At 46.6% G+C, this 19,116-nt stretch carries 18 protein-coding genes and 1 tRNA gene; 9 read left to right on the top strand and 10 right to left on the bottom strand.

Going from position 1 to position 19,116, the window contains the following annotated elements:
* Window positions 1–30: 30 nt before the first annotated feature.
* On the top strand, window positions 31–228 hold the full coding sequence (locus tag ACYOR7_RS04290) for a C2H2-type zinc finger protein (protein WP_479913206.1): 198 nt from the start codon (window positions 31–33) through the stop codon (window positions 226–228).
* Window positions 229–283: 55 nt separating this feature from the next.
* A tRNA-Pro gene (locus ACYOR7_RS04285) sits at window positions 284–360 on the top strand.
* An 83-nt stretch (window positions 361–443) separates the two neighbouring features.
* Here ACYOR7_RS04285 and ACYOR7_RS04280 read toward each other — a convergent pair.
* From ACYOR7_RS04280 to ACYOR7_RS04270, 3 genes are all read right to left on the bottom strand, one after another.
* Window positions 444–1,739 carry a hypothetical protein gene (locus ACYOR7_RS04280; RefSeq protein ID WP_479913205.1) on the bottom strand — a complete coding sequence of 432 codons (1,296 nt, stop codon included), beginning with the start codon at window positions 1,737–1,739 and terminating at the stop codon, window positions 444–446.
* Between the two features lie 313 nt (window positions 1,740–2,052).
* Complete coding sequence (gene cas1 / locus ACYOR7_RS04275; protein ID WP_479913204.1) at window positions 2,053–3,270, bottom strand: CRISPR-associated endonuclease Cas1; 1,218 nt, start codon at window positions 3,268–3,270, stop codon at window positions 2,053–2,055.
* 365 nt (window positions 3,271–3,635) lie between these two features.
* The gene (locus ACYOR7_RS04270; RefSeq protein WP_479913203.1) at window positions 3,636–4,445 is read right to left on the bottom strand and encodes a hypothetical protein; all 810 of its coding nucleotides are present in this window, start codon (window positions 4,443–4,445) and stop codon (window positions 3,636–3,638) included.
* Between the two features lie 246 nt (window positions 4,446–4,691).
* Between ACYOR7_RS04270 and ACYOR7_RS04265 the strand changes: the two genes are divergently transcribed.
* Genes ACYOR7_RS04265 through ACYOR7_RS04255 form a run of 3 tightly spaced genes read left to right on the top strand, consistent with a single transcriptional unit; the run spans window position 4,692 to window position 8,453 of the window.
* Window positions 4,692–5,222, top strand: coding sequence for a helix-turn-helix transcriptional regulator (locus tag ACYOR7_RS04265; RefSeq protein ID WP_479913202.1), 531 nt, complete (start codon window positions 4,692–4,694; stop codon window positions 5,220–5,222).
* A 30-nt stretch (window positions 5,223–5,252) separates the two neighbouring features.
* Window positions 5,253–5,636: a hypothetical protein gene (locus ACYOR7_RS04260; protein WP_479913201.1), complete on the top strand. Its 384-nt coding sequence runs from the start codon at window positions 5,253–5,255 to the stop codon at window positions 5,634–5,636.
* A gap of 6 nt (window positions 5,637–5,642) precedes the next feature.
* Window positions 5,643–8,453, top strand: a complete 2,811-nt coding sequence (locus ACYOR7_RS04255; protein WP_479913200.1) for a DNA polymerase domain-containing protein — start codon at window positions 5,643–5,645, stop codon at window positions 8,451–8,453.
* 2 nt (window positions 8,454–8,455) lie between these two features.
* On the opposite strand, the gene ACYOR7_RS04250 is transcribed toward ACYOR7_RS04255, so the two are convergent.
* The 3 genes from ACYOR7_RS04250 to ACYOR7_RS04240 form a co-directional block, all read right to left on the bottom strand.
* Window positions 8,456–9,151: a hypothetical protein gene (locus ACYOR7_RS04250; RefSeq protein ID WP_479913199.1), complete on the bottom strand. Its 696-nt coding sequence runs from the start codon at window positions 9,149–9,151 to the stop codon at window positions 8,456–8,458.
* A 24-nt stretch (window positions 9,152–9,175) separates the two neighbouring features.
* Complete coding sequence (locus ACYOR7_RS04245; RefSeq protein ID WP_479913198.1) at window positions 9,176–10,126, bottom strand: hypothetical protein; 951 nt, start codon at window positions 10,124–10,126, stop codon at window positions 9,176–9,178.
* Between the two features lie 189 nt (window positions 10,127–10,315).
* Window positions 10,316–11,659, bottom strand: a complete 1,344-nt coding sequence (locus ACYOR7_RS04240) for a hypothetical protein (protein ID WP_479913197.1) — start codon at window positions 11,657–11,659, stop codon at window positions 10,316–10,318.
* A gap of 287 nt (window positions 11,660–11,946) precedes the next feature.
* On the opposite strand from ACYOR7_RS04240, the gene ACYOR7_RS04235 reads away from it, so the two are divergent.
* The 3 genes from ACYOR7_RS04235 (at window position 11,947) to ACYOR7_RS04225 (ending at window position 15,550) form a co-directional block, all read left to right on the top strand.
* Window positions 11,947–13,002 (top strand): BMP family protein, encoded by a 1,056-nt coding sequence (locus tag ACYOR7_RS04235; RefSeq protein WP_479913196.1) that lies wholly within the window; start codon window positions 11,947–11,949, stop codon window positions 13,000–13,002.
* 349 nt (window positions 13,003–13,351) lie between these two features.
* Window positions 13,352–15,076 carry a sensor histidine kinase gene (locus ACYOR7_RS04230; RefSeq protein WP_479913195.1) on the top strand — a complete coding sequence of 575 codons (1,725 nt, stop codon included), beginning with the start codon at window positions 13,352–13,354 and terminating at the stop codon, window positions 15,074–15,076.
* A 114-nt stretch (window positions 15,077–15,190) separates the two neighbouring features.
* A complete protein-coding gene (locus ACYOR7_RS04225; RefSeq protein WP_479913194.1) occupies window positions 15,191–15,550 on the top strand; it encodes a response regulator in 360 nt (119 codons plus the stop codon).
* A gap of 22 nt (window positions 15,551–15,572) precedes the next feature.
* Here the strand turns inward: ACYOR7_RS04225 and ACYOR7_RS04220 are convergent, their stop codons facing one another.
* The gene (locus tag ACYOR7_RS04220; RefSeq protein ID WP_479913193.1) at window positions 15,573–16,397 is read right to left on the bottom strand and encodes a hypothetical protein; all 825 of its coding nucleotides are present in this window, start codon (window positions 16,395–16,397) and stop codon (window positions 15,573–15,575) included.
* Complete coding sequence (locus tag ACYOR7_RS04215) at window positions 16,398–16,706, bottom strand: hypothetical protein (protein ID WP_479913192.1); 309 nt, start codon at window positions 16,704–16,706, stop codon at window positions 16,398–16,400.
* 97 nt (window positions 16,707–16,803) lie between these two features.
* On the opposite strand from ACYOR7_RS04215, the gene ACYOR7_RS04210 reads away from it, so the two are divergent.
* The gene (locus ACYOR7_RS04210) at window positions 16,804–17,358 is read left to right on the top strand and encodes a 5' nucleotidase, NT5C type (RefSeq protein WP_479913191.1); all 555 of its coding nucleotides are present in this window, start codon (window positions 16,804–16,806) and stop codon (window positions 17,356–17,358) included.
* Here ACYOR7_RS04210 and ACYOR7_RS04205 read toward each other — a convergent pair.
* Together ACYOR7_RS04205 and ACYOR7_RS04200 are read right to left on the bottom strand one after the other, a co-directional pair.
* The gene (locus tag ACYOR7_RS04205; protein ID WP_479913190.1) at window positions 17,350–17,679 is read right to left on the bottom strand and encodes a hypothetical protein; all 330 of its coding nucleotides are present in this window, start codon (window positions 17,677–17,679) and stop codon (window positions 17,350–17,352) included. The two genes, ACYOR7_RS04210 and ACYOR7_RS04205, sit on opposite strands and share 9 nt — an antisense overlap.
* Window positions 17,676–19,052: an amidophosphoribosyltransferase gene (locus ACYOR7_RS04200; RefSeq protein WP_479913189.1), complete on the bottom strand. Its 1,377-nt coding sequence runs from the start codon at window positions 19,050–19,052 to the stop codon at window positions 17,676–17,678. The genes ACYOR7_RS04205 and ACYOR7_RS04200 overlap by 4 nt, the downstream gene beginning before the upstream one ends.
* Window positions 19,053–19,116 lie beyond the last annotated feature (64 nt).

Genomic DNA, 19,116 nt, shown 5'->3' with positions numbered 1-19,116 from the left:
GTCACGAAGAAAAAAGAAAACGCAAGTCGTATGAGTAGCATCAAGTACAAGGTCAATCACAATCCAATAACATACGACCACCGGACAAAGATGTACCAGGTGGGCAACAGAGTTTTTGAAACCTACCAGGACGCACGCGCCAACCAGTGGCAGTGCGACAAGTGCAACGAAGCGTTCTTTAGCTTCAAGGAGCTTCGGTCGCACAAGAACAAGTCCCACGCATACTAACTAACTGACTAAATTAATTTATAATACGGAAGCCGGCCAGTGAACCTGAATTTCGGGGGCCGTTGTCTAGCTTGGCAGGATGCCAGCCTCGGGCGCTGGAGGTCGCTGGTTCGAATCCGGCCGGCCCCACCACTTCCACGGGGTATAGATAAGGCTCTTCAAATTTGTGATTTTACGTTGATTGACGAAATACGAATTTTAAATGACATCAACCGTCATGTGTGCGGAGCCGGAGTCAGCGAAGGCCTTTCAGTATTCAGGAAAGCATTCTGAGCAAGTTTTCGAATGGAAAGCAGTGCATACTTCCTAAGGGTCTGGGTTGATAGACATTCATACCTCAATCTGTCCAGCACATTGCCACCCATGACTACTTCGAATCCATGAGCCTTGAACCTGATTCCTTTGTCTTCCAAACTCGCCTCCACGCCAAGTTTGGTCATAGTGTTACAGACACCGTTCATTTCGACGAATCCAAAAACGAAGCAATCTTGAAACAGGATCTCTTTCTTCAAATCAAAGGGGATTTCAAACAGAGTAAAGGGCATTATTTCAGGCAATCCAATGACATGCTCATAAAGTTCTCCGAATAGAAGAACCGGCTTCGACCAAGATTTTGTTAGACCCAGAATAAGCGAATCGAGCTGCTTGTAGTGATGGCAGACACCGTACGCGATTCCCTCTTCCGCAAACCTGAGAGAGTATCCTGTCTTTCCCGCTTCTAAGAATGCCTTCGATAACACATCCCAATGGTGCCGGTCTCGTGACTTGGTATTGATTCTGAAGGCAGGAACACCCGGCCATAGTTTGGTGCTTTTTTTCCTTGCATAGAATTCCCATAAATTATCTCCTCTCCTTTTTTGCCTTCGCTCTCTTTTATCCAGCCGATGCCGTTTCTTTGAAGAATCCAACTTGATTTCTATGGGGTAATGAAAACTACCTTCCACAACGGTCAAATCCGCGACCCTCAAGCAGCTTGTGACGTAATGCAACAGCATCGTTCGATCATCGAACTGATTCCCAGCTAGGAAAGTCATGATTTCTGCTATGGAACCCAGCTTGCCAATAACATAGCCGGAATCGTCGGTTCTGCTGAAATTGCGAACGTAAGCAGCATCGAACTCGAGAAGTATCCAAGCGATGCTAGATCCAAGAGATTTGAGGAGGCGTCTTCTTTCTCTCAACTTCTTGACACGTATTGAATTGCGGTAGCGACCTCGGATTACTTGCAATGTTTTTTCACAATATATGATATGGGAGAGTAGGTCCAATTGTAGGCTATGAAAAGCATGATAATTGATATCTTTGGGAAGGTTTAGGGTATCTCCTTCCTCGAGGATTCTCCTCAGAAATTCGGAGACTATTGCCCTAGTATTGCTGTCAAATTGCGATAAGTTTCTTTCCACAGGGAGAGGAATCCTCGAATAGCCTACCGCTCTCCGAAACCCAAGTTCGAGTATTTCTTGGATTCTAGCATTGATCGATTCCTCTTCTAACTTTGGATTCTGTGACAACGCAAGGTCTTCAGTATGATTTGTACCTTAAAAAGTTAAAGGGATATATTCTAGAATAACGATGCCGGATTTCGAGTATTATCTTGCATATTTCGCGGCAAATTCGTAACTCCTCCTTAGCGCTCTCAGCTGTCTATAATGCTCAAAGATGATGCTCATCATGATTGGCTGAAAGGATACGGCGTTTCAATCAACCTAAAAGACAACAGATTATGCTTGACGCATGGCTACATCGCGTACCCATATTGCATTCACCATTTGCGATGCATAATTTTTTGCAATAGTGATTCTCTGAATAAACGCCGGTCAGGTCTCAAGGATTTAACTTCGACAACACGCTATCGTATAGCTTGATTGTTTTGCCTTCTGAAATTTTGTTCTTCTGATACCATAATCCTGACTTGCTTATGCCAAGCCTTTTCCTTTCATCTGGTGTCATTGAAAGTATGCGCTGTTGAATGTCAAGGTTGTCGTTTCTCTTAACAGCTAATGCAGGAACATCAAAATCCAATCTTTTGCTTTTGTCAATCAGCGAGTTGGCAAGTGCCTGCACGTTTCCATAAAGAATAGTCTGATAAGTTGCATTCCTGTTGTTCTTGAACACGACCTTGGTATTCATGTTCGACCTTATTTTCTCAATCAAAGCCTTCGCCGTTTGCTCTTTGAGCCGGACGTGATAATTCTCTGTCACGATGAAATCGGATTTCTTTAACTTCTTTTCTTCCAATAGTTGTATCACTGACAAATCAACGAGCCATCGGAATAACTCTTGCAAATCATATACCAGCGGCTCTTTGCTCTCATCCAGATCGTGCAAAAAGCCCACTGCCGGGTTAAGGCCGACAGCATTGATGTCCTTTCTGACTTCTGATTCCAAAATTGCATAGCCATAATTTAGCAGTGCATTGATTTCATCAGAAGCATTCATGTTCCATGAATATGACTTGTTCTTTCGGCTTTGGAAATGGAAATTGGGATAGAGTTTGTTGAAGACCGTGGCTAGACAGTCCCAGTAGAACGTGGCAATCCGTCCTTCGTACATCATTAGCAGGTTGTTTACATTCTTGCCAGCGTGATTTTGCTTATAGTTGACCTCTTCTGACGCAAAAGTCCTTTCAATCAACTTGGCATCAAGGACACCATAGAACCGCGCCAATTCTTTTAGCAGATTGTAACTGTTGGCAATCTTTTGTTCCACAGTCTTGGCAGCGATAGCATATCTCGCTTTTTGGTCAAGGTACTTGCCGTATTGCAATACTCGCAGCCTTCCGGACTTTGGGCCTTGCGGTAACGTGACTCCAAGCAGGTTGCCGTTCCAGTTTAGCAGAGTGATAGAAATGTCGTGTTTCATCAGCCAGCGAATTGCCTCAAAGGTGATGTAGCCAGTATGACTGTCAATTATGATAGAGTCGTGGCTTATCTGGTGAGGATAGAACTCTAGCCTTGTGTTTTCCAGTCTGTTTTGTATAACCAGTTTGCGCTTGTCAACGCTAATGAAGCTGCCAAAGCCTGAAATCAGGAGGAGATTCAATGATTGTTAACAGTACTGCTAAGCTTTAGATCTTTCTCAACAATATCGACATTTTTATGGCTATAAAATTTTGAAATTCAATTCTTCTTCAGCCATAATTGCTTTAACTAAAATGGACAAGTGCTTTGACAAAAACTCAAGTATTTCCTTTGAGTATTACATTCGTATTACATACTTCCTGTAGGAATGTTCGCAGTATATGCAGTGTGTATTACAAAGTGTATTACTAATTGATTCCTCATATGACGTGTATATATTGTAGTATATACCGAGTGTACGTAACATTACAAAGTTTCACGGGCGATGTCAAATTTGCGGCTCGCAGCTACAAACAACTTACCCTTACGGCGCCGCTAAATTCACGGTCAGTATTTTACAGTCGTCACCGATTCGCAGTCTGATTCGCGGCGGTATCTTCGACGGTGTTTCAGGGTGGCGTCTTCGTCGGACGGCTCAGCCTTGTCGTACATGTGCTGCAGAACCTCGATAGATGGTTCAAAGGATGTTCTTGCAGACAATCGCGACAATACTGGATCGAACATCTTTGGCATCTGTTCGTTACAATATTCTAGACATACCAGCCCTATGGCAGAGGCAAGCGCTACTCTTCGCATATCCACATCTGCTGCTCTCTTAATTGAGATGTCTTTGTCCTTCTTCAAGGCGATGGTATACTGTTCTTGCAGATCATCTCTGAGTTTCAAAAGGTTCTTGCCTGCCTCTGTGATCTGTGCTTTCAATATGTCATCTCTGATTTCTTCAAAGTCATCGGATTCGATAGTTTTGCCTGCATCTCTTCGGTTGGCTGCTTCCAGGTTAACTAATCTAGTAATATCCCCTTCAATTTGCATCATCTTCTGCGATCTGCGAAACTCATCAAGGCGTTTGTACGCACCTGACTGGCGCATGAATGCTTTTTCCTGAGCGACTTTGAGTAGTGATTCGATGAAGGTGGCTAACCTATCGGCTGTGAAAATTTCATTTTGTTTTTCATCGTCCAGCTTTGATGCCATAAGACCCAAGTCGTCTATTGCCCGTGTTGCTTTGTCTCTGTTTCTTCGCCATGTCTGGGAAGGATTGCTGTCTTTAGCAGTCGCGCTGTCCCATGATTTATGTTCTTTGAGTTTCTTTCTTAGTGGTTTTCCTAACATTTTTGGTTCTTTTACTCCTGTCATTCCTTATAAAATGTTCTAGTATAAAATAGTTCATTATACTGATAATCATGTCAACTGCGACTAAAGTTGTCGGCGTCTCGCTGCCGAAAAAGATGCTTGACAAAATTGATACATCACGGGGGGACATTTCGAGGAGTCGTTACCTGCAACGGCTCATCGAAAAAGCCTTTGCACTGGAGGAACAGCAGCATTCCACTTCCCCTTCCCCCTCTTTTTTTCGCAAACAAGAAACGGTGAATAAAACAAATGAGAGATAAAAAAAGCCGCCACCACCGAAGACTACCTCTACCAAGACGCTCATGGGATGCACTTTCACCTGCTCTGCAGGAAACCAGAATAAGGGCATTGACAGCCGTAGCAAAAATGCGGCAAGGTTTGACGCTATCTGCCGCGGCAAAGGAAGTAGGTATAGGACCTAGTACAGTAGAAAAGCATGCGGGTAAAGTACTTGTCAAACGCGTTGATGGCAGATATCGCGCCAAGCCGGCTGACAAGATTTCGCGTGGATTAGTCATATACACTAGGGGCAAACAGGTTCAAGTCACAGTACCGGATTCGAGAACCGCATCGACTATCGGCCAGTACTTTAACGCTGTGAGGCAATATCTTAACACACGCGACCCCGGTCCGCTTAGGAAGTTCAAAAATACAACAATCATTGATGATAGGGGTAAGAAGTATCCGCTGGAAACTCGCCCGAAGAAAGTTGTAGAGATAGAGTCATCAAAGGAAGATCGCGAGTTCTTTGAGATTTACAAAACTGGAGGGAGTTCCTAAACCTTGCATCCAAATCGCAATAATTATGCTATGACTGATAACAACGATGACTACTACCGCCTAGAACAAGCGCGGCTAATTCGTGAGCAAAAGGCAATGGACAAGTTCCTTACAGGAAGTGGATGCTGCCTCATCTGCTTCATCAGTGACCCGTTTGTCCTAGAAGAACACCATCTGGGCGGAAGAAAGCACAATAGCCTTGTTGTCACAATTTGCGCGAACCACCATGCAATACTTAGCAGGATGCAAGGCAGGTGGCCAAGAGAGTGGTTACAGCAAGACCTTCCTGCCAACAAACGCATGGCCTTTATGGCAAGGGGGATATCAGACATTTTTCGCGTCATATCGGATGAACTGTTAGGACTGGACGATAATGATGCCGGCAGCGACAAAGATGGAGGAGGGGGGAAGTAAGGAGTAATGCAGCCTGTCGATATTGCAGTTCGTGCATACGTTCCCACAGATGATGAGACAACGACGTTTCACCTCTCTGAACAATTTATGCTGCCCGAATTTGGCCGCGTGTTGGTGTTTGACACGGAGACAACGATAGATAGGTTCCAGAATCTAAAGTTCGGCTCCTTCAAGCTCTACCGATACAAAAAAATGGTTCACGAAGGTGTCTTTTACAAGCCTGAAAGTATCAGCAAAAGTGAGCATGAAGAACTTGCAGCGTATTGCAAACAACACGGAATAAACTTGATGAACGTCCAGGCCTTTGTACGCAGAGTATTCCTCCCGGAAGTCTGCGACCTTCAGACGTTATGCATCGGCTTTAACCTGCCGTTTGACTTATCGCGGATTGCGATTGAATTTGGATATTCGCGCGGAAGGATGAAGGGCGGCTTTTCGTTCAATCTGACTGAGAGCAATCGGTACCCACGCTTGACTATAAAGCGCATTGATGGTTCAAAGGCTTTCATACGATTCACAAGTTCAATTGATAAGCACAAGCGCAGGCGTGTGACAAGAGGGCATTTTTTGGACTTGCACACACTTGTCCATGCACTGACGGGAGAGAGCCATTCGCTAGAGTCTGCTTGCCAACTCTTTGGTGCACCAGTCAGAAAAGGAAAGACCAAGGAACACGGCAAGATAACTGCAAAATACATCGACTACAATAGGCGAGACGTCGACGCGACTTACTCGCTTTACCTGAAAGCAAAGGACGAGTTTAACATGTACGGCTTGAATGATACATTATCAGTAACGCAGGTATATTCTCCGGCTTCCATCGGCAAAGCGTACTTCAAGAAGATGAATATCAAGCCATTTCATGCCAAAAACTCTGGATACATCAGCAATGAAATGCTTGGCTATGTCACGAACACCTATTTTGGTGGTAGAAGTGAGGTCAAGGTAAGAAAACAACCAACTCTTGTTACCTTGCTTGATTTTCTGAGCATGTATCCGAGCGTGTGTATCCTTTTGAATTTGTGGGATTTTATCACATGCCACCACATTGATCAGCAGGAATACACGGAGGGGGCAAAGAATTTTGTCCACAGCATCACTGTCGATGACTTTCAACACAAAGACACATGGAGCAGGTTAAACGCAATTGTGCAGGTTGAGCCGGACGGTGGCGACATCCTTCCTGTCAGAGCTAAGTTTGACAACAAAGAGACATACAATATCGGAGATTGCTATGTAAGCAGCGCGCAAAGCAAGAAGTTATGGTATGCACTAGCTGATGTGGTAAATAGCAAGATACGGACCGGAAAGACGCCGAGGATTATACATGCAATTCGGTTTATTCCTGTTGGCAAACAACGAGGGCTAAAGCCAATAATACTTTTTGGAAATAAAATTAATCCTTACAAAGACAACCTGTTCAAAGCAGTGATAGAGCAAAGAAAGGAGGTCCAGCAGCAACAAAATGTCTGCCAAGTCGAGCAAGAAAAAGAGTTTCTCGACAAGAAGCAAAAGGCACTCAAGCTCATAGCAAACTCAGCGAGTTACGGAATTTTCCTAGAGATAAACACAGAGGAGGAAGAAAAAGAAGTTACCGCTTATGGTCTTGAGACAATAAAATGCCAAGTCAACAAGGTGGAGACTTTTGGCAAGCAATTCAACCCATTTGTTGCGACGTTCATCACTTCAGGAGCGCGGCTTGTCCTTGGAATAGTTGAAGCCCTCCTTGCCAAACATGGAGCCGTCCACGCATTTTGCGATACTGACAGCATGGCTGTCCCGCCGCAACATGCAAGGGAAATCCAGGAGTTCTTTGGCGCACTAAACCCGTACAGTTTCGACGCGCCGTTGTTCAAGGTGGATGAGTACGAGGACGAACACGGGAAAAAGCGACCGCTAGAGAGCGTCTGGTTTTACGGCATCAGTGCCAAGAGGTATGTCCTTTACAAGATGGACGAGACAACCGGCAAAATCGAGATTGTAAAGGCATCATCTCACGGCCTTGGACACCTGTTGAGCCCTTTTGGCAAGGGCAACGATAGCGACGGCGGCGACAAAGTTGATGAAAAATGGAGGAAACAAGTCTGGCTCGACATGCTACACCTGTACTACGGCCTGATTACACCGGGCGAACTTACAGCAAAATACGAAAATGCCTTTGCGCTGTCAAAACTAGCCATCACCAAGCCGCATATCCTAAAACGCTTTGACCGGCTGAACGTCGGCAAGCCGTACGACCGACAGATAAAACCCTTCAACTTTTGCGTCGTGGGCATCGGCAACTTTGTTGATGAGGAGACCGGAAAGGTCGTCAAGCCGCTTTCGCCATACAGGCGAAACTCACAGCAATGCCCGTATGACTCCTTTATTGATTATGAAAGTACCAAGGAGTTGCAAGGCTCGCAGTACTGGAAGCCGTTCAACGATGTGTTATGGCAATACGTCAACCATCCGGAAGCCAAGTTTGACGGCGACGTTGGCGTGTTATCCAGAAAGCATGTCACTGTCAACTCGGTCACGCACATCGGCAAGGAGAGCAACAACTTGGAGGAGGCGGAAATTCTTGGCGTGCAAAAGGATGACTATGTCTTTTACGGCAGCGTCGTTGAACAACTTCTAGCGCACAAGGAGAAAATATCGCAGGCCGAGCCAAAGGACGTAAAGAGATATGGAATATCACAGCAAACGCTTTACAATGTCAAGCGGGCGATCCTCAATAGTAATTGGAATAGCATAAGTGCAAAGACAATTCAACGACTCCTCGCATATATCTACGTAAATAAATCAGGAACAGGCAAAACGGTGCATAGATTTTGAAGTCATTTTATGTCAACAAAGATTTGATAGATATAGTAATTTCCCATACTGTCAAGGGCTTCAACTCCGATGAATCTGATCGAAGGATCGGCGCTTTCATCGGCATTTAGGTGCAAGCTATTTCTTATCACGCTTCCTTGGTAATCACTAGAGTTATTTGTCATGGGAATGGATTTGTCCTCTCCCTCTCCATGATAGGCTGGAGTTGTGATGACCCCATAATCAAACGATGAATGCAAGCCCTCTTGCAGTGGCTTTCTATCTCCTGTGCTGACAGCATAAAGTTGCCACATTGTTTGACTTGAAGACGAACTTATGATGCACAGTGGAATTGTAATACCGCCACTGTCATCATTGCCACCAGTTCCCATCCTTCTCAGAACCGCAGGGTTATCAGGAGAATTGGTAGAGAGCTTTGGCTTTTCAGAATCTGCACATACAACAATTCGTAATATTGTTTTTGGAGCCCGGTCATTCAATACCTTGGGTTCTGTATTAGTTTGAATGCCCTTGGCCGCAAAGGCAGTGGAGAATAATGCGACAAGCAAAATTCCAACAACCAATCCCACTATCACCGGAGTCGCCATAGATGACGTTTGAGATTTATCTTTGAGTGATGCGGCGGCCAATACTGTTGTTGTATAGTGTGCTATGCTACATCTTAACATTATGCAGGAAAATTCCTCTGCGTCAATCAACGTAAAATCACAAATTTCGGCCAGTTATCTTACGCCAAATGGAATTCCTAACGTTGCGCCATCTGGTGTCTCGACCTCAACGTTCCAACTTCCCTTCTTCGCATCGGACGGAATACTAAATGGATAGTCAAATATTCCTCCACCTTCTCTTGTTGTCTGTATTCTTTTTTCCAAGAAGAGATTATTCCCGTTCCTAACATGGATGGTAACTTCCGAAAACCCGACAACCCCTTTAACATGTACTATATCCCCGGGATTGTACACTCTGTTACCACCAATAGTTATCCAAGGAAATGCTACAGCCTCATACGGCTTCTTGCACTCAAAGATGTACCAGCTGCTTTGACCGATAACGTCAGCGTACTGTGTGGTGGTGGAAGCATCCGTAGCGCCGCTGTTCTTTGTTGCAATAACAGCGGTAGCCGCAGTTGTATTTTCTTGCGTCGGGCTGCTGCTTGGCAGCAGTGATGGTGGAACAATTGGCTTTTCGAAATGGTCTACAAAATGCGGTGGTATGTGGTCATATTCTTTGAGCGTTACATTCAGAACTTGGGGAGGGAGAACATCATCATCTGAGCGATAGCCAGTATTCGCAATTTTGCTGTCTATATTCTTCGCCTCTTGCTGTTGTTGACGGAACTGCTCATATGAGATTGGACGTATTATCTCCTGTATCACTTTACAATCTTGAAAAGCATGGCTGCTGGTAGGGTTGGCTACCGAAACGGAGACGTTTCCGTCTCCTGTCTGAAATGATGTTTCAATATATAGCGAATGACCTGGCTTTAGGTTTGACAGAAAGTATTCCTGCTCACTTTGTGGTTTACCCGGAGACTCATCCAGCGCCTTGATTTTGGATTGCTGATCAATAACGTACAAAAATGCAAAGAATACTATGAATACAATCCCGATGGCAAGCCCGGCGATGACTGGCATGATAATGCCCCCATCCTTGCCATCATTATCTTCTGTCAAAGCGAAGTTACATCATCCTTAGTTCTATTGTTGTATTGAACTTTTATCCAAATGAATTTTAGGTCGATTTCATCATTCGTCAATCAACGTAAAATCACAAATTTCAAGACCGTTATCTATACCCCCCACCACTTCCACATCACAACAATGTGCTGTCGTTGTACTCTTGATTACTCAGGACTTTACCTCTCAGGACAAGCTCTTTGCTATCTTCATAATCTCCCCCATGGGAAGTGAGCCCACTATATGATAACTTTCATCAGAGGTAAGAACATCGGCAACAGACAGGTATTTTCCCTCGTTGAAGGTAAAGTACGAGGTATTGTTCGCGTCGTCATTAAAGAAATGCGGATTGGTTCTATATCCGTAAGCAGTATTGTTAAGCATTGACTGGTAAGCATTGTATCCAATTTCACGCGGATTTTCAGAGCCCGTATAGTACTTCTGCGCATGAATCTGTACAATTCCTTTGATATCTTCTCCTGGCATTGAGCCGTAAAGGTAAAAGGGATATGGGAAATTTTTGGAGTGCATCATTTCTTTGTTCTTGTAATGCTCTTCTGCGGTCTGATTGACATACATCTCGATAACATAATTGCCGGTGTTTTCTGCAACGCAGCCTAGCTTGAATCCTGTGGGAAGGTAAGAAGGAAACATTAACTGAAAATCGCTTTGTGCATACAGGGACTTGGCCACTTCTTTGCTCATGCATCCTGTATAGTATCTTAGTGATACGGAAATGTCCCCCTCTATCCACGGATACTCTTTGACCTTGTAGTGATAGTCTGTGTTTTCTAGTCGAGTCCAGTTTGGCCTAAGTCCTATATTCTGCATTTTTTCGGGAAGCAACGTTATGGTATCAGAAATTCCTCCGTTTTTGCTAGTGATGTCAATCGTTACAGGAGAAGAGGACAATTCATTAAAGAATATTGCCGTGGTATTGAATGGGGCATAGGTGGTTACATTAGTTACAGGAGACTCTACTCGGTCCACTAGCCTCTGCGTTATATGTATTGGAACATACCCGCGGTCGGTGTTAACCTGTTCAAGTGTCGTAAAAAACAAAGTAAGAAGATAGTATTTGTCAGAATAGTTGAAACCACAATTGAGATTCCTATTCTGATATGTAAAGAATCTGTCGATAGCAGGTTCATGGGATACCGTCTGGTTAAAGTTGTATGTTTTTAAAAGCGAAAGTGTCTGCGACCTGTCAAGGTTTACCGTAGTACCGGTGTGGTAGTTGCCATATTGAGTATTGCTTCTAATGTCACTGTCCGCCCAATTGTCTGCTTCTTTGATTGCTTGAGCCAGAGCAGGATATTTGCCGAGCGTCCCATTATCTAAAGTAAAGCAAATGTTCTCGGGGTTTATCATCCGAGCAAGGTTTACGTTTGTTCTTGCCGCTTGCAATTCTTGGATTAGTTTCTCCTTAGGAGACAGGCTGGCATACACCGAGGCAGAGAACAGCAGTGCAAACATGGAAGCAATGGCCAATGCAAAGACAAGAATGGATGAGCGCTGGCCAGTCAGCATCTCTAATACTATTACTTGGTAAATGTTCTATTGAAGTTTTGTCCAAATGAATTTAAGTAATTCTGATTACGTCAATCAACGTAAAATCAGAAATTTGGGGATGTTATCTGTACCCCACTGTTCTACGTACGGTCTATGCGCGCTTTGTATATGAGCTTGCCCTGCTTCGTATAGGGCCTATTCAGCAAGCGTAAACAAGCACTGATTCAACAGAGAATGCAAACGGCTTGTCGCAGGATTCTTAAATATATCCGCCGCAAAGAGTTACGCGGGCAGGTAGGCAGGTAATGCCAGCATCGGCCAAAACCCATTCAGCAATAATTGGAATAGCAGCAGCGGCCGTTGCCGCAGTCATTTTCTTCACGCTACTAATCGTTCCTGTTTTATCGCATCAGAATCCCCCGGGGCAACAAAAACCGTCGCTGAAGGTAGCCGTGGTAACTGACGCTTTGTTTAACGACTCTGGCTGGGGAGAGTCCTCTCTAAATGCGGCCAAGCAAATAGAACGCAAATACGGCTTTGAAGTTGCAACGCAGGATAATGTCGACATACCGGACATAGAATCTACACTGAAAAAATACGCTGGCGCAGGTTACGATTTGATCATTGCGCACGGAGTCCAGTGGGGAGATCCGGCCTTGAGCGCCGGCAAGCAGTACCCAAACGTCAAGATTGTAGTTTTTACGGGACTTGTTAAATCGGAAAATGTGGCTTCAATTTTTCCCATGCAGCAGGAGGGCTCCTTTTTGCTAGGAGCGCTCGCAGGCATGATGACAAAAACCAACGTCATAGGTTACGTAGGCGGAGAAGAGTACCCAAACGTAGTCAATGTCTTTGAAGGATACAAGCAAGGCGCAAAAACAACAAATCCCACCATTCAGGTTGTCGGAACATACCTCAACGACTGGGATAATCCAGCCAAAGGCAAAGAGGCTGCGACCTCTATAATTAGGCAGAAGGCAGATGTCGTATTTCACGTCGCAGACACCTCGGGCCAAGGAGTGATACAGGCCGCAAAGGAAAATAACGTGTATGCTCTTGGCGCCGTGCAAGACCAAAATTCGCTAGCACCAAATACCGTCCTGTCGTCCTTCATACTTGATGTAGACAAGGCATACGATCAGGCTGTCGATTCCGTAATAAAGGGCACCTTTAAGGGCGAAATATACAAGCCGGGAATCGAGGCCGGCAAGGGGGCTTTTGGAGACGGCATAGTCTATCTGGCACCGTTTCATGCGTTAAAAGATGAAGTGCCTGAAAACGTGAATGCAAGGTTGCAAGGATTGCTCACAGATGTGCTTGAAAAAAGATCGACGGTCCCAGAAAAACTCAGAGACAACTGATGCAGATATTTTGCGGCGGGCCACAGATAGACAGAAAACTAGTCATTGTACAGCAGCAGCTTTTCAGAGCCCGTCAGACACTTTGAGATAGAGAACCTTATCTATGTGAGGCAACCTAACGAACGTGCCCTTGAATAAAATATTTTCAAGGAAAAACTTGGCTTTGGTTATTTTGATTGTTATTGTTGCATTTTCTCTTTCTGCTTTGTCGTACCAACAATCATCACATATTTCGCAGCAAATAGAACAGATGTCTGTCCGCGACATTAGATCAAACGCGGATATCCAAACGCACGACTTGGCAAATCTGGTTTCAGATGAAATAGACGATGTGCAAAATGTACTGCAAATGCTTTCAAAGTCTCCCATGATACAGAATGGCGATTTTGAGGGTGCAAAAAAAGCACTAAACCAAGCAGAGGATTCAACAGCAGGAATTGTTGACTTTTACATGTGGCTTGACAAGGACGGCAAGATAGTATGGATAAGCAAAATGAACCAGACTGCCTATGAACAATACAAGGACTTTGATCTCAGTTACAGGTTATACTTCATTTATCCCAGGGACGCGCACGAGGTATATTACAGCAGCGTGATTGATTCCAATGATCGCATTCACAGACTGTACATATCATACCCCATACTGAACGAAGGAGTAGAAGGAGGAGAAAAAGAAACAACGCCTGTCTCCTCCTCTGTTGCGTCAAGCCCTGCTGCCAAAGGCAGCAGCGGAAATAATATTGCACAGGGACAAGAATTTGAAGGAATAGTCGTTGCTGGAATCAGGACAGACGTTTTTGGCAGGCTTTTAGAAAAACAGATCTCGCCAAACCTCCAAAGTCAAGTCGGATTGCTGGATAACAGAGGGATCATCCTGTATTCCAACCATACAGAATACATGGGCAAGAATATCTTTGGTTTCAAGTTTCAATCGTATCTTGGCGGACTTGATGCGGAAACGGCGAGGGCAATGAACGAAGGGTTCAAGGCGGCCCTTGGCGGAAACTCGGGCGCAAGTGATATTACGATGAATGGCGGCGATGCAGCGACATTCGTGTACAAGCCCATCATTTTGGATGGAAGGCAGTTTGGAGCTATTTACCTCATAGCTTCTCACGCACCGGTGTCTGACGCCGCGGCGCTGGTCAATCTGCAAAAGAATCTCTCCATAGTCATAATCGGAGTCATTGGAGCGTCTGCATTGGGAATAATATTTGCTATTCTTTTATGGAATAGGAGGCTGGAAGAAACCGTAAGCGCAAGGACTGTTGAATTAAAGGCAGCAAACGAACAGATAAAGGCCCACGACAAAATGCAATCGGAATTTGTCAATATCGCCGCGCACGAACTGAGGACGCCCATCCAGCCCATCATTGGTATGATTGACGTGCTGAAATACAGGCTCGACAGCGACGGCGATAATAACAGCAGCAAAAGCAATGGCAAGGACAAGGGCAAAGTCGAAGTGACAGGAGAACAACTTGCATTGATGGATAGAAACGCCAGGCGGCTTCAGAAACTGTCTGCCGAGATTCTGGATGCAACAAGAATTGAAAGCGGCACGCTCCGGCTGGACCGGGAAGCAATCGACATAAATGAAAAAGTAAAAGATGTGATTGAGGACGCCAAGAGCCTGATTCCCAAAGGCCAGAGCATAGACATACAGTTCAAGCCTGCCACGGACGAATCAGGCAATCCCATTCCGTTGCTCGTCGTGGCCGACAAACTAAGGATATTTGAAGTCATTTCAAATCTTGTCAGAAACGCGATCAAGTTTTCAGCCCAAGACGGAGGAACCATTACGATTGCAACCGAAAAGAAAGATGGTCAGGTAATGGTATCGGTCAAAGACCAAGGAACGGGAATAAGCGCTGAAATGCTTGCCAAGTTGTTCACAAAGTTTTCAACCGACAAGGAAAAGGGAGGCACAGGCCTTGGCCTCTTTATCGCCAAAAACATTGTCGAAGCTCACGGCGGCAGGATATGGGCGGAGAATAATAACACCATTAATAAGGGCGCAGAGAGAGCAAGGGGAGCAACCTTCGCCTTCACTTTGCCGATAGATAAACCATAGGCAGAGAGATATGTGCATATGAAAAGAAAATTCTTTATGGACGGAAGCATATATGAATACACGCAATAACAAGGTTGTTTTTTGGACATGGAGCAATTAGACACCAAGAGCATATTGATAGTTGATGACGAAAATGACATCTTGACAGTAATCGAACAGATGCTTGAAGAATTAAACATGACCGTAGATTCATTCACCGATCCAAAAAAAGCACTAGAGTCCTTTCGGGTTAATCCTACGAAATATGATCTCATAATCTCGGACTTTCGCATGCCGCAAATGTCCGGTCTTGATTTTATCTACAATATCAGGCAGATTAACCCGATGGTGAATATTGTTGTAATGTCGGCATTTGAGCCTACCAAGGGAGAGATAAATTCTGCTCGAAGTGAATTAAGAGTCAGCGAAATAATAACAAAGCCGTTTAATTCTGCCCAATTCCTAAACTTTGTTAGAAGGAATTTGGGCCCATAATTGAAAAGCTACTAATATTATTTTACCGGTTATCCTGCTGCCAGATTTTTTTCGCCCGGCTCTTGTCAAATATGAAAAACCGGTTGTGCCAGAAAAATGTCGCGGCCATGATGATGTAGCTTGCATTGTACAGGGGGTCCCAATGCCATATCAGGCCGTCAAGGCCGGCGGCGGTATAATACGCAAAGCCTGCATCGGCAACTGCAGCCATCGCAAGCGACGCTGAGAGCAGAGCCCAGGGGGTCAAGGTGAGCTTGCCTTTGCGAAAGTTTGCAAGAAGCAGGATGGAAGGTGCAAGAAGTATCCCGTCAAGTACCACGTACGCAAGGCTCAGTACAAGCGCAATCGGCCCCTCAACGCCCGGCGATGATGCGCCGATTATCACCATGCAAGTGTATACGACAAATGCAGACGTGACGGCCACTGTTGCGGCAAGCGCTTTTCTACTTGCTGCAAAGAACCGGTAGGTCTTGAGCAGGTGGTAAGCCATTGGTCCGTAGCCGGCCATCCATAGCGCATCGGCAGGCGACGGGTAGGGCACTTCTATCCCTGTACCAAGCTCATAGTACGTCCACAAGAGCTCTGCGGCAAACCACAGCGCAAGCCCGGCCGTAAACGCGACGGTGGTCCTGCCGTACAGGCCGCCGGTGCCCTGCCGGAGTGACGCGACGAGCGCCATGGTAAGGGCTGTGCCAGCGCTGATGTTTATCGTCCAGTTGGAGAAAAGTGGGCGCAAGTCGTCGCCTGAAAACACTATGAATAGCATCGTGACGATCACCGCTACTGCAATAGTCACCAAAAGCTTCTCGCGCACCAATGCAGGGTTAAAGGCGCTTCGCTCTTGCAACTAGTGCGCCACCTTTTGCGCGACTTCAAGCACCTTTAGCACATTGTCAAGCGCAGAAGCGTGCGAGTCGAAATCGACGTTCAGCTTGAGCTCAAGAGCCATCGAGCGGGCTGCAATGTCCATGACAATGTCTGCCCCGCCACCCATCATGTCTTGAAGGCCCGCATAGAACTTGCGTACGTCAAAGGCATCAGGAGTCATCTGCACGCCGGCATTGCTGAGATGCCACACGAGCGACTGCATGGTCGGCTCGCCGAGCGTCAAAAGCGCATCCCTGGCGCACTTTGACAGTGCCTCCTGAGGATTCATACAGTGAAATGATATAGAGAGAGTTATAAAAAGCAGTGCATGTTCGGTGGCATTTCTATAAATAAGCAATAATACGGTAACTGGTTGCGTTCTTTCCATGTCCAGCACTTTGCGCGCAGTCAAGACGGTCGCAATCGATGTCGACTCGGTGCTTGCCGACGTGATGCTAGTCTGGGCAGACGAGTACAACAGGCGCAGAAATGCCAGCATAGCCAAGCAGGACATTGTAAAATGGGATATACCGGCTGTCCTGCCGATAACGCCCGGGGACGTCTACGAGTATTTCAGCCACGTCTGGAGGAGCCGCTGGCGCGAGATCCCGCCTACGGAGCCGGACATTGGCGCAGTCACCGAGCGCATCCACCGCAAGGGCTACAGGATATCGATAATCACAAAGAGGGAGAGACCGACGGTGGCCTACGTCGCAATGTGGCTCGACATACACGAGGTGTTTGCGGACGACCTCATATTCATCTACGACGCCGTACCAAAGGCGGACTATCCCTTTGACGTGCTCATCGACGACGCGCCAAAGAACCTGATTGATGTCTCGGAACCCAAGTCGGCGATATTGTTCAACCAGCCGTGGAACCGCGATTTTGACTGGCCTGTTCGCGTCAGCAGTCTGTCAGAGGCTGAAAAGCTACTCTGAAAGCGCGATGAGCGCGCGGTTGATGAGGGCTGACAGGCCGACATACTGCAAGAGCATCTTGACGGCAGAGTCGAACGCGTCAGGGCCCCTAAAGCCCTCGTCATACTTCATCTCTACAGAGCCCCTGTCAGTGTCGACAACAGCAGTCAGGAGCGAATAGTCGCCCAGCTTTGCGTCTGTGCGCTCGACGTACTGGCGCATCTCTATCCTTTTGATTACAAAGCCTTGATTCTGCATCATCATGCCTGACATCAGGACCTGCGACTTTGCAGGTGGGCCTTTTATCCTGCCCGGCTCGACATCGCTTTTTATTGTCGTCATTTGTAGTCGAGGAACCTGACCCATTCGGGGAACCAGAGGCTGTGCTCCGGCACGCCTATGCCCTTTGCAAGTATCGCCGGCGAATTGTAATAGACGGTGTCGGCTCCAAGCTCCTTTGCGATGTTCTGGTTCAATTCGTTTATCGAAGACACCTCGCCCACGTACTTGTTGGCTACAAGGTCACGGTTGTGCGTGTACAGGCCGACCTGCCTGCCGTCTACGGTCGGCACGTAGCTGACGACCACGTCTATCCTCCTTGCGCAGGCATTGCGCAGATAATAGATCGTTTCCCGGGCAGTTGCGCTCGTCTGTATTGTGCCCTGCACGGTGGCAATGTTCTTGCCCTTGACCAGAGGCTGCATCACGAACTTGAGCGACCTGCCCGTCGTGAGCAACTTGTTCTTGCTGTCCTGCTCGGAAAAATCAATCATGTTGTCCGAGTCGTCGTACCTGTCCTTTATCACGCCCTCTGCAAGGTCAAAGGGCGCATAGTGCTTTCTGTACGCAAGCCCAAAGCCAAGCGCCATAGGGCGCGTATAGTCCGGCTCCGCGTACGCGGAATCGAGGTCCTGCACCTTCAGGTCGAGCGAGAGGAAATTGGCCTGCTCTTTTCCGATGCTCTTTCGGATTTCATAGATACTCTTGCCTCCAAGCGTGGCCACCACGTTTGACTCTCGTATGAACTCAAATGGGTCCATCATCAGTTTTGCGTCGTGGCTTGTCGAAATGACCTCAAGGCCGGCGCGCCTGCTCAATTTCAACAGCTGGCCGGGTTTTATCTCGGAAAACTCCATGTCGACTAGAGACGCACGGAGCGAGTTTTCAGAGGCGATTATGTTCAGCGTCCTGTCCTTCCGCGACGCAACGACAAGCGGCTTGAAGCCGGTGCTGTCCCGGTACGCATACACCTCGTCTCCTAGTTTTACCAAGAGGTTTCCGCGCAGGTGCCGGTCAAGGAACTCGACTGCCCTGTCGGGGTCCTTTTGCAAGAGAGTGACAAAGATGTGGTATATCTTGAAAAGCGAGTCGGAATGTTTCGCAGGCCCCACGTACGGGTGCAGGTGCAGTTTTTCAGTGTCGACGAAAAACCCGTCAAACGCCATCTGCGCAGACTGCATACTGGCAAACGGTGGCGACCTCTTTAACAGGTAGCCGATGCCGCACATGCCGGCCAGCTTTTCCTTGTGCGCCACCTTCAATATCGCGTCGTCCGCGGGAAGCGAGCCTTCGGCGCCGGCGGACCCGCTTCCGACCATCATCCTCCAGTACGCCTTGCCGCGGTGCTGCAACATGCGCATGGCGTGCGCAAGGTAATAGACCACGGCCTGTTTCGACTCTGAGCCGTGGTTATAGATGGCGACTATGCCGGCCATGTACCACAGTTCTGTGGGAGTTTAGATAAAAGCGTTTACGATTAAATTACTTGTTGAAGAGAGA

The sequence above is a fragment of the Candidatus Nitrososphaera sp. 86-2 genome (assembly GCF_056726185.1).
This window is presented reverse-complemented; position numbering and strand designations above follow the sequence as displayed.

Bases quoted from the DNA above. Each gene is read 5' to 3' on its own strand.
- ACYOR7_RS04290 (WP_479913206.1), top strand. From the start codon at position 31: ATGAGTAGCATCAAGTACAAGGTCAATCACAATCCAATAACATACGAC.
- ACYOR7_RS04270 (WP_479913203.1), bottom strand. From the start codon at position 4,445: ATGACAGGAGTAAAAGAACCAAAAATGTTAGGAAAACCACTAAGAAAG.
- ACYOR7_RS04265 (WP_479913202.1), top strand. From the start codon at position 4,692: ATGAGAGATAAAAAAAGCCGCCACCACCGAAGACTACCTCTACCAAGA.
- ACYOR7_RS04260 (WP_479913201.1), top strand. From the start codon at position 5,253: ATGACTGATAACAACGATGACTACTACCGCCTAGAACAAGCGCGGCTA.
- ACYOR7_RS04255 (WP_479913200.1), top strand. From the start codon at position 5,643: ATGCAGCCTGTCGATATTGCAGTTCGTGCATACGTTCCCACAGATGAT.
- ACYOR7_RS04240 (WP_479913197.1), bottom strand. From the start codon at position 11,659: ATGCTGACTGGCCAGCGCTCATCCATTCTTGTCTTTGCATTGGCCATT.
- ACYOR7_RS04235 (WP_479913196.1), top strand. From the start codon at position 11,947: ATGCCAGCATCGGCCAAAACCCATTCAGCAATAATTGGAATAGCAGCA.
- ACYOR7_RS04230 (WP_479913195.1), top strand. From the start codon at position 13,352: ATGCTTTCAAAGTCTCCCATGATACAGAATGGCGATTTTGAGGGTGCA.
- ACYOR7_RS04215 (WP_479913192.1), bottom strand. From the start codon at position 16,706: ATGAATCCTCAGGAGGCACTGTCAAAGTGCGCCAGGGATGCGCTTTTG.
- ACYOR7_RS04210 (WP_479913191.1), top strand. From the start codon at position 16,804: ATGTCCAGCACTTTGCGCGCAGTCAAGACGGTCGCAATCGATGTCGAC.
- ACYOR7_RS04205 (WP_479913190.1), bottom strand. From the start codon at position 17,679: ATGACGACAATAAAAAGCGATGTCGAGCCGGGCAGGATAAAAGGCCCA.
- ACYOR7_RS04200 (WP_479913189.1), bottom strand. From the start codon at position 19,052: ATGGCCGGCATAGTCGCCATCTATAACCACGGCTCAGAGTCGAAACAG.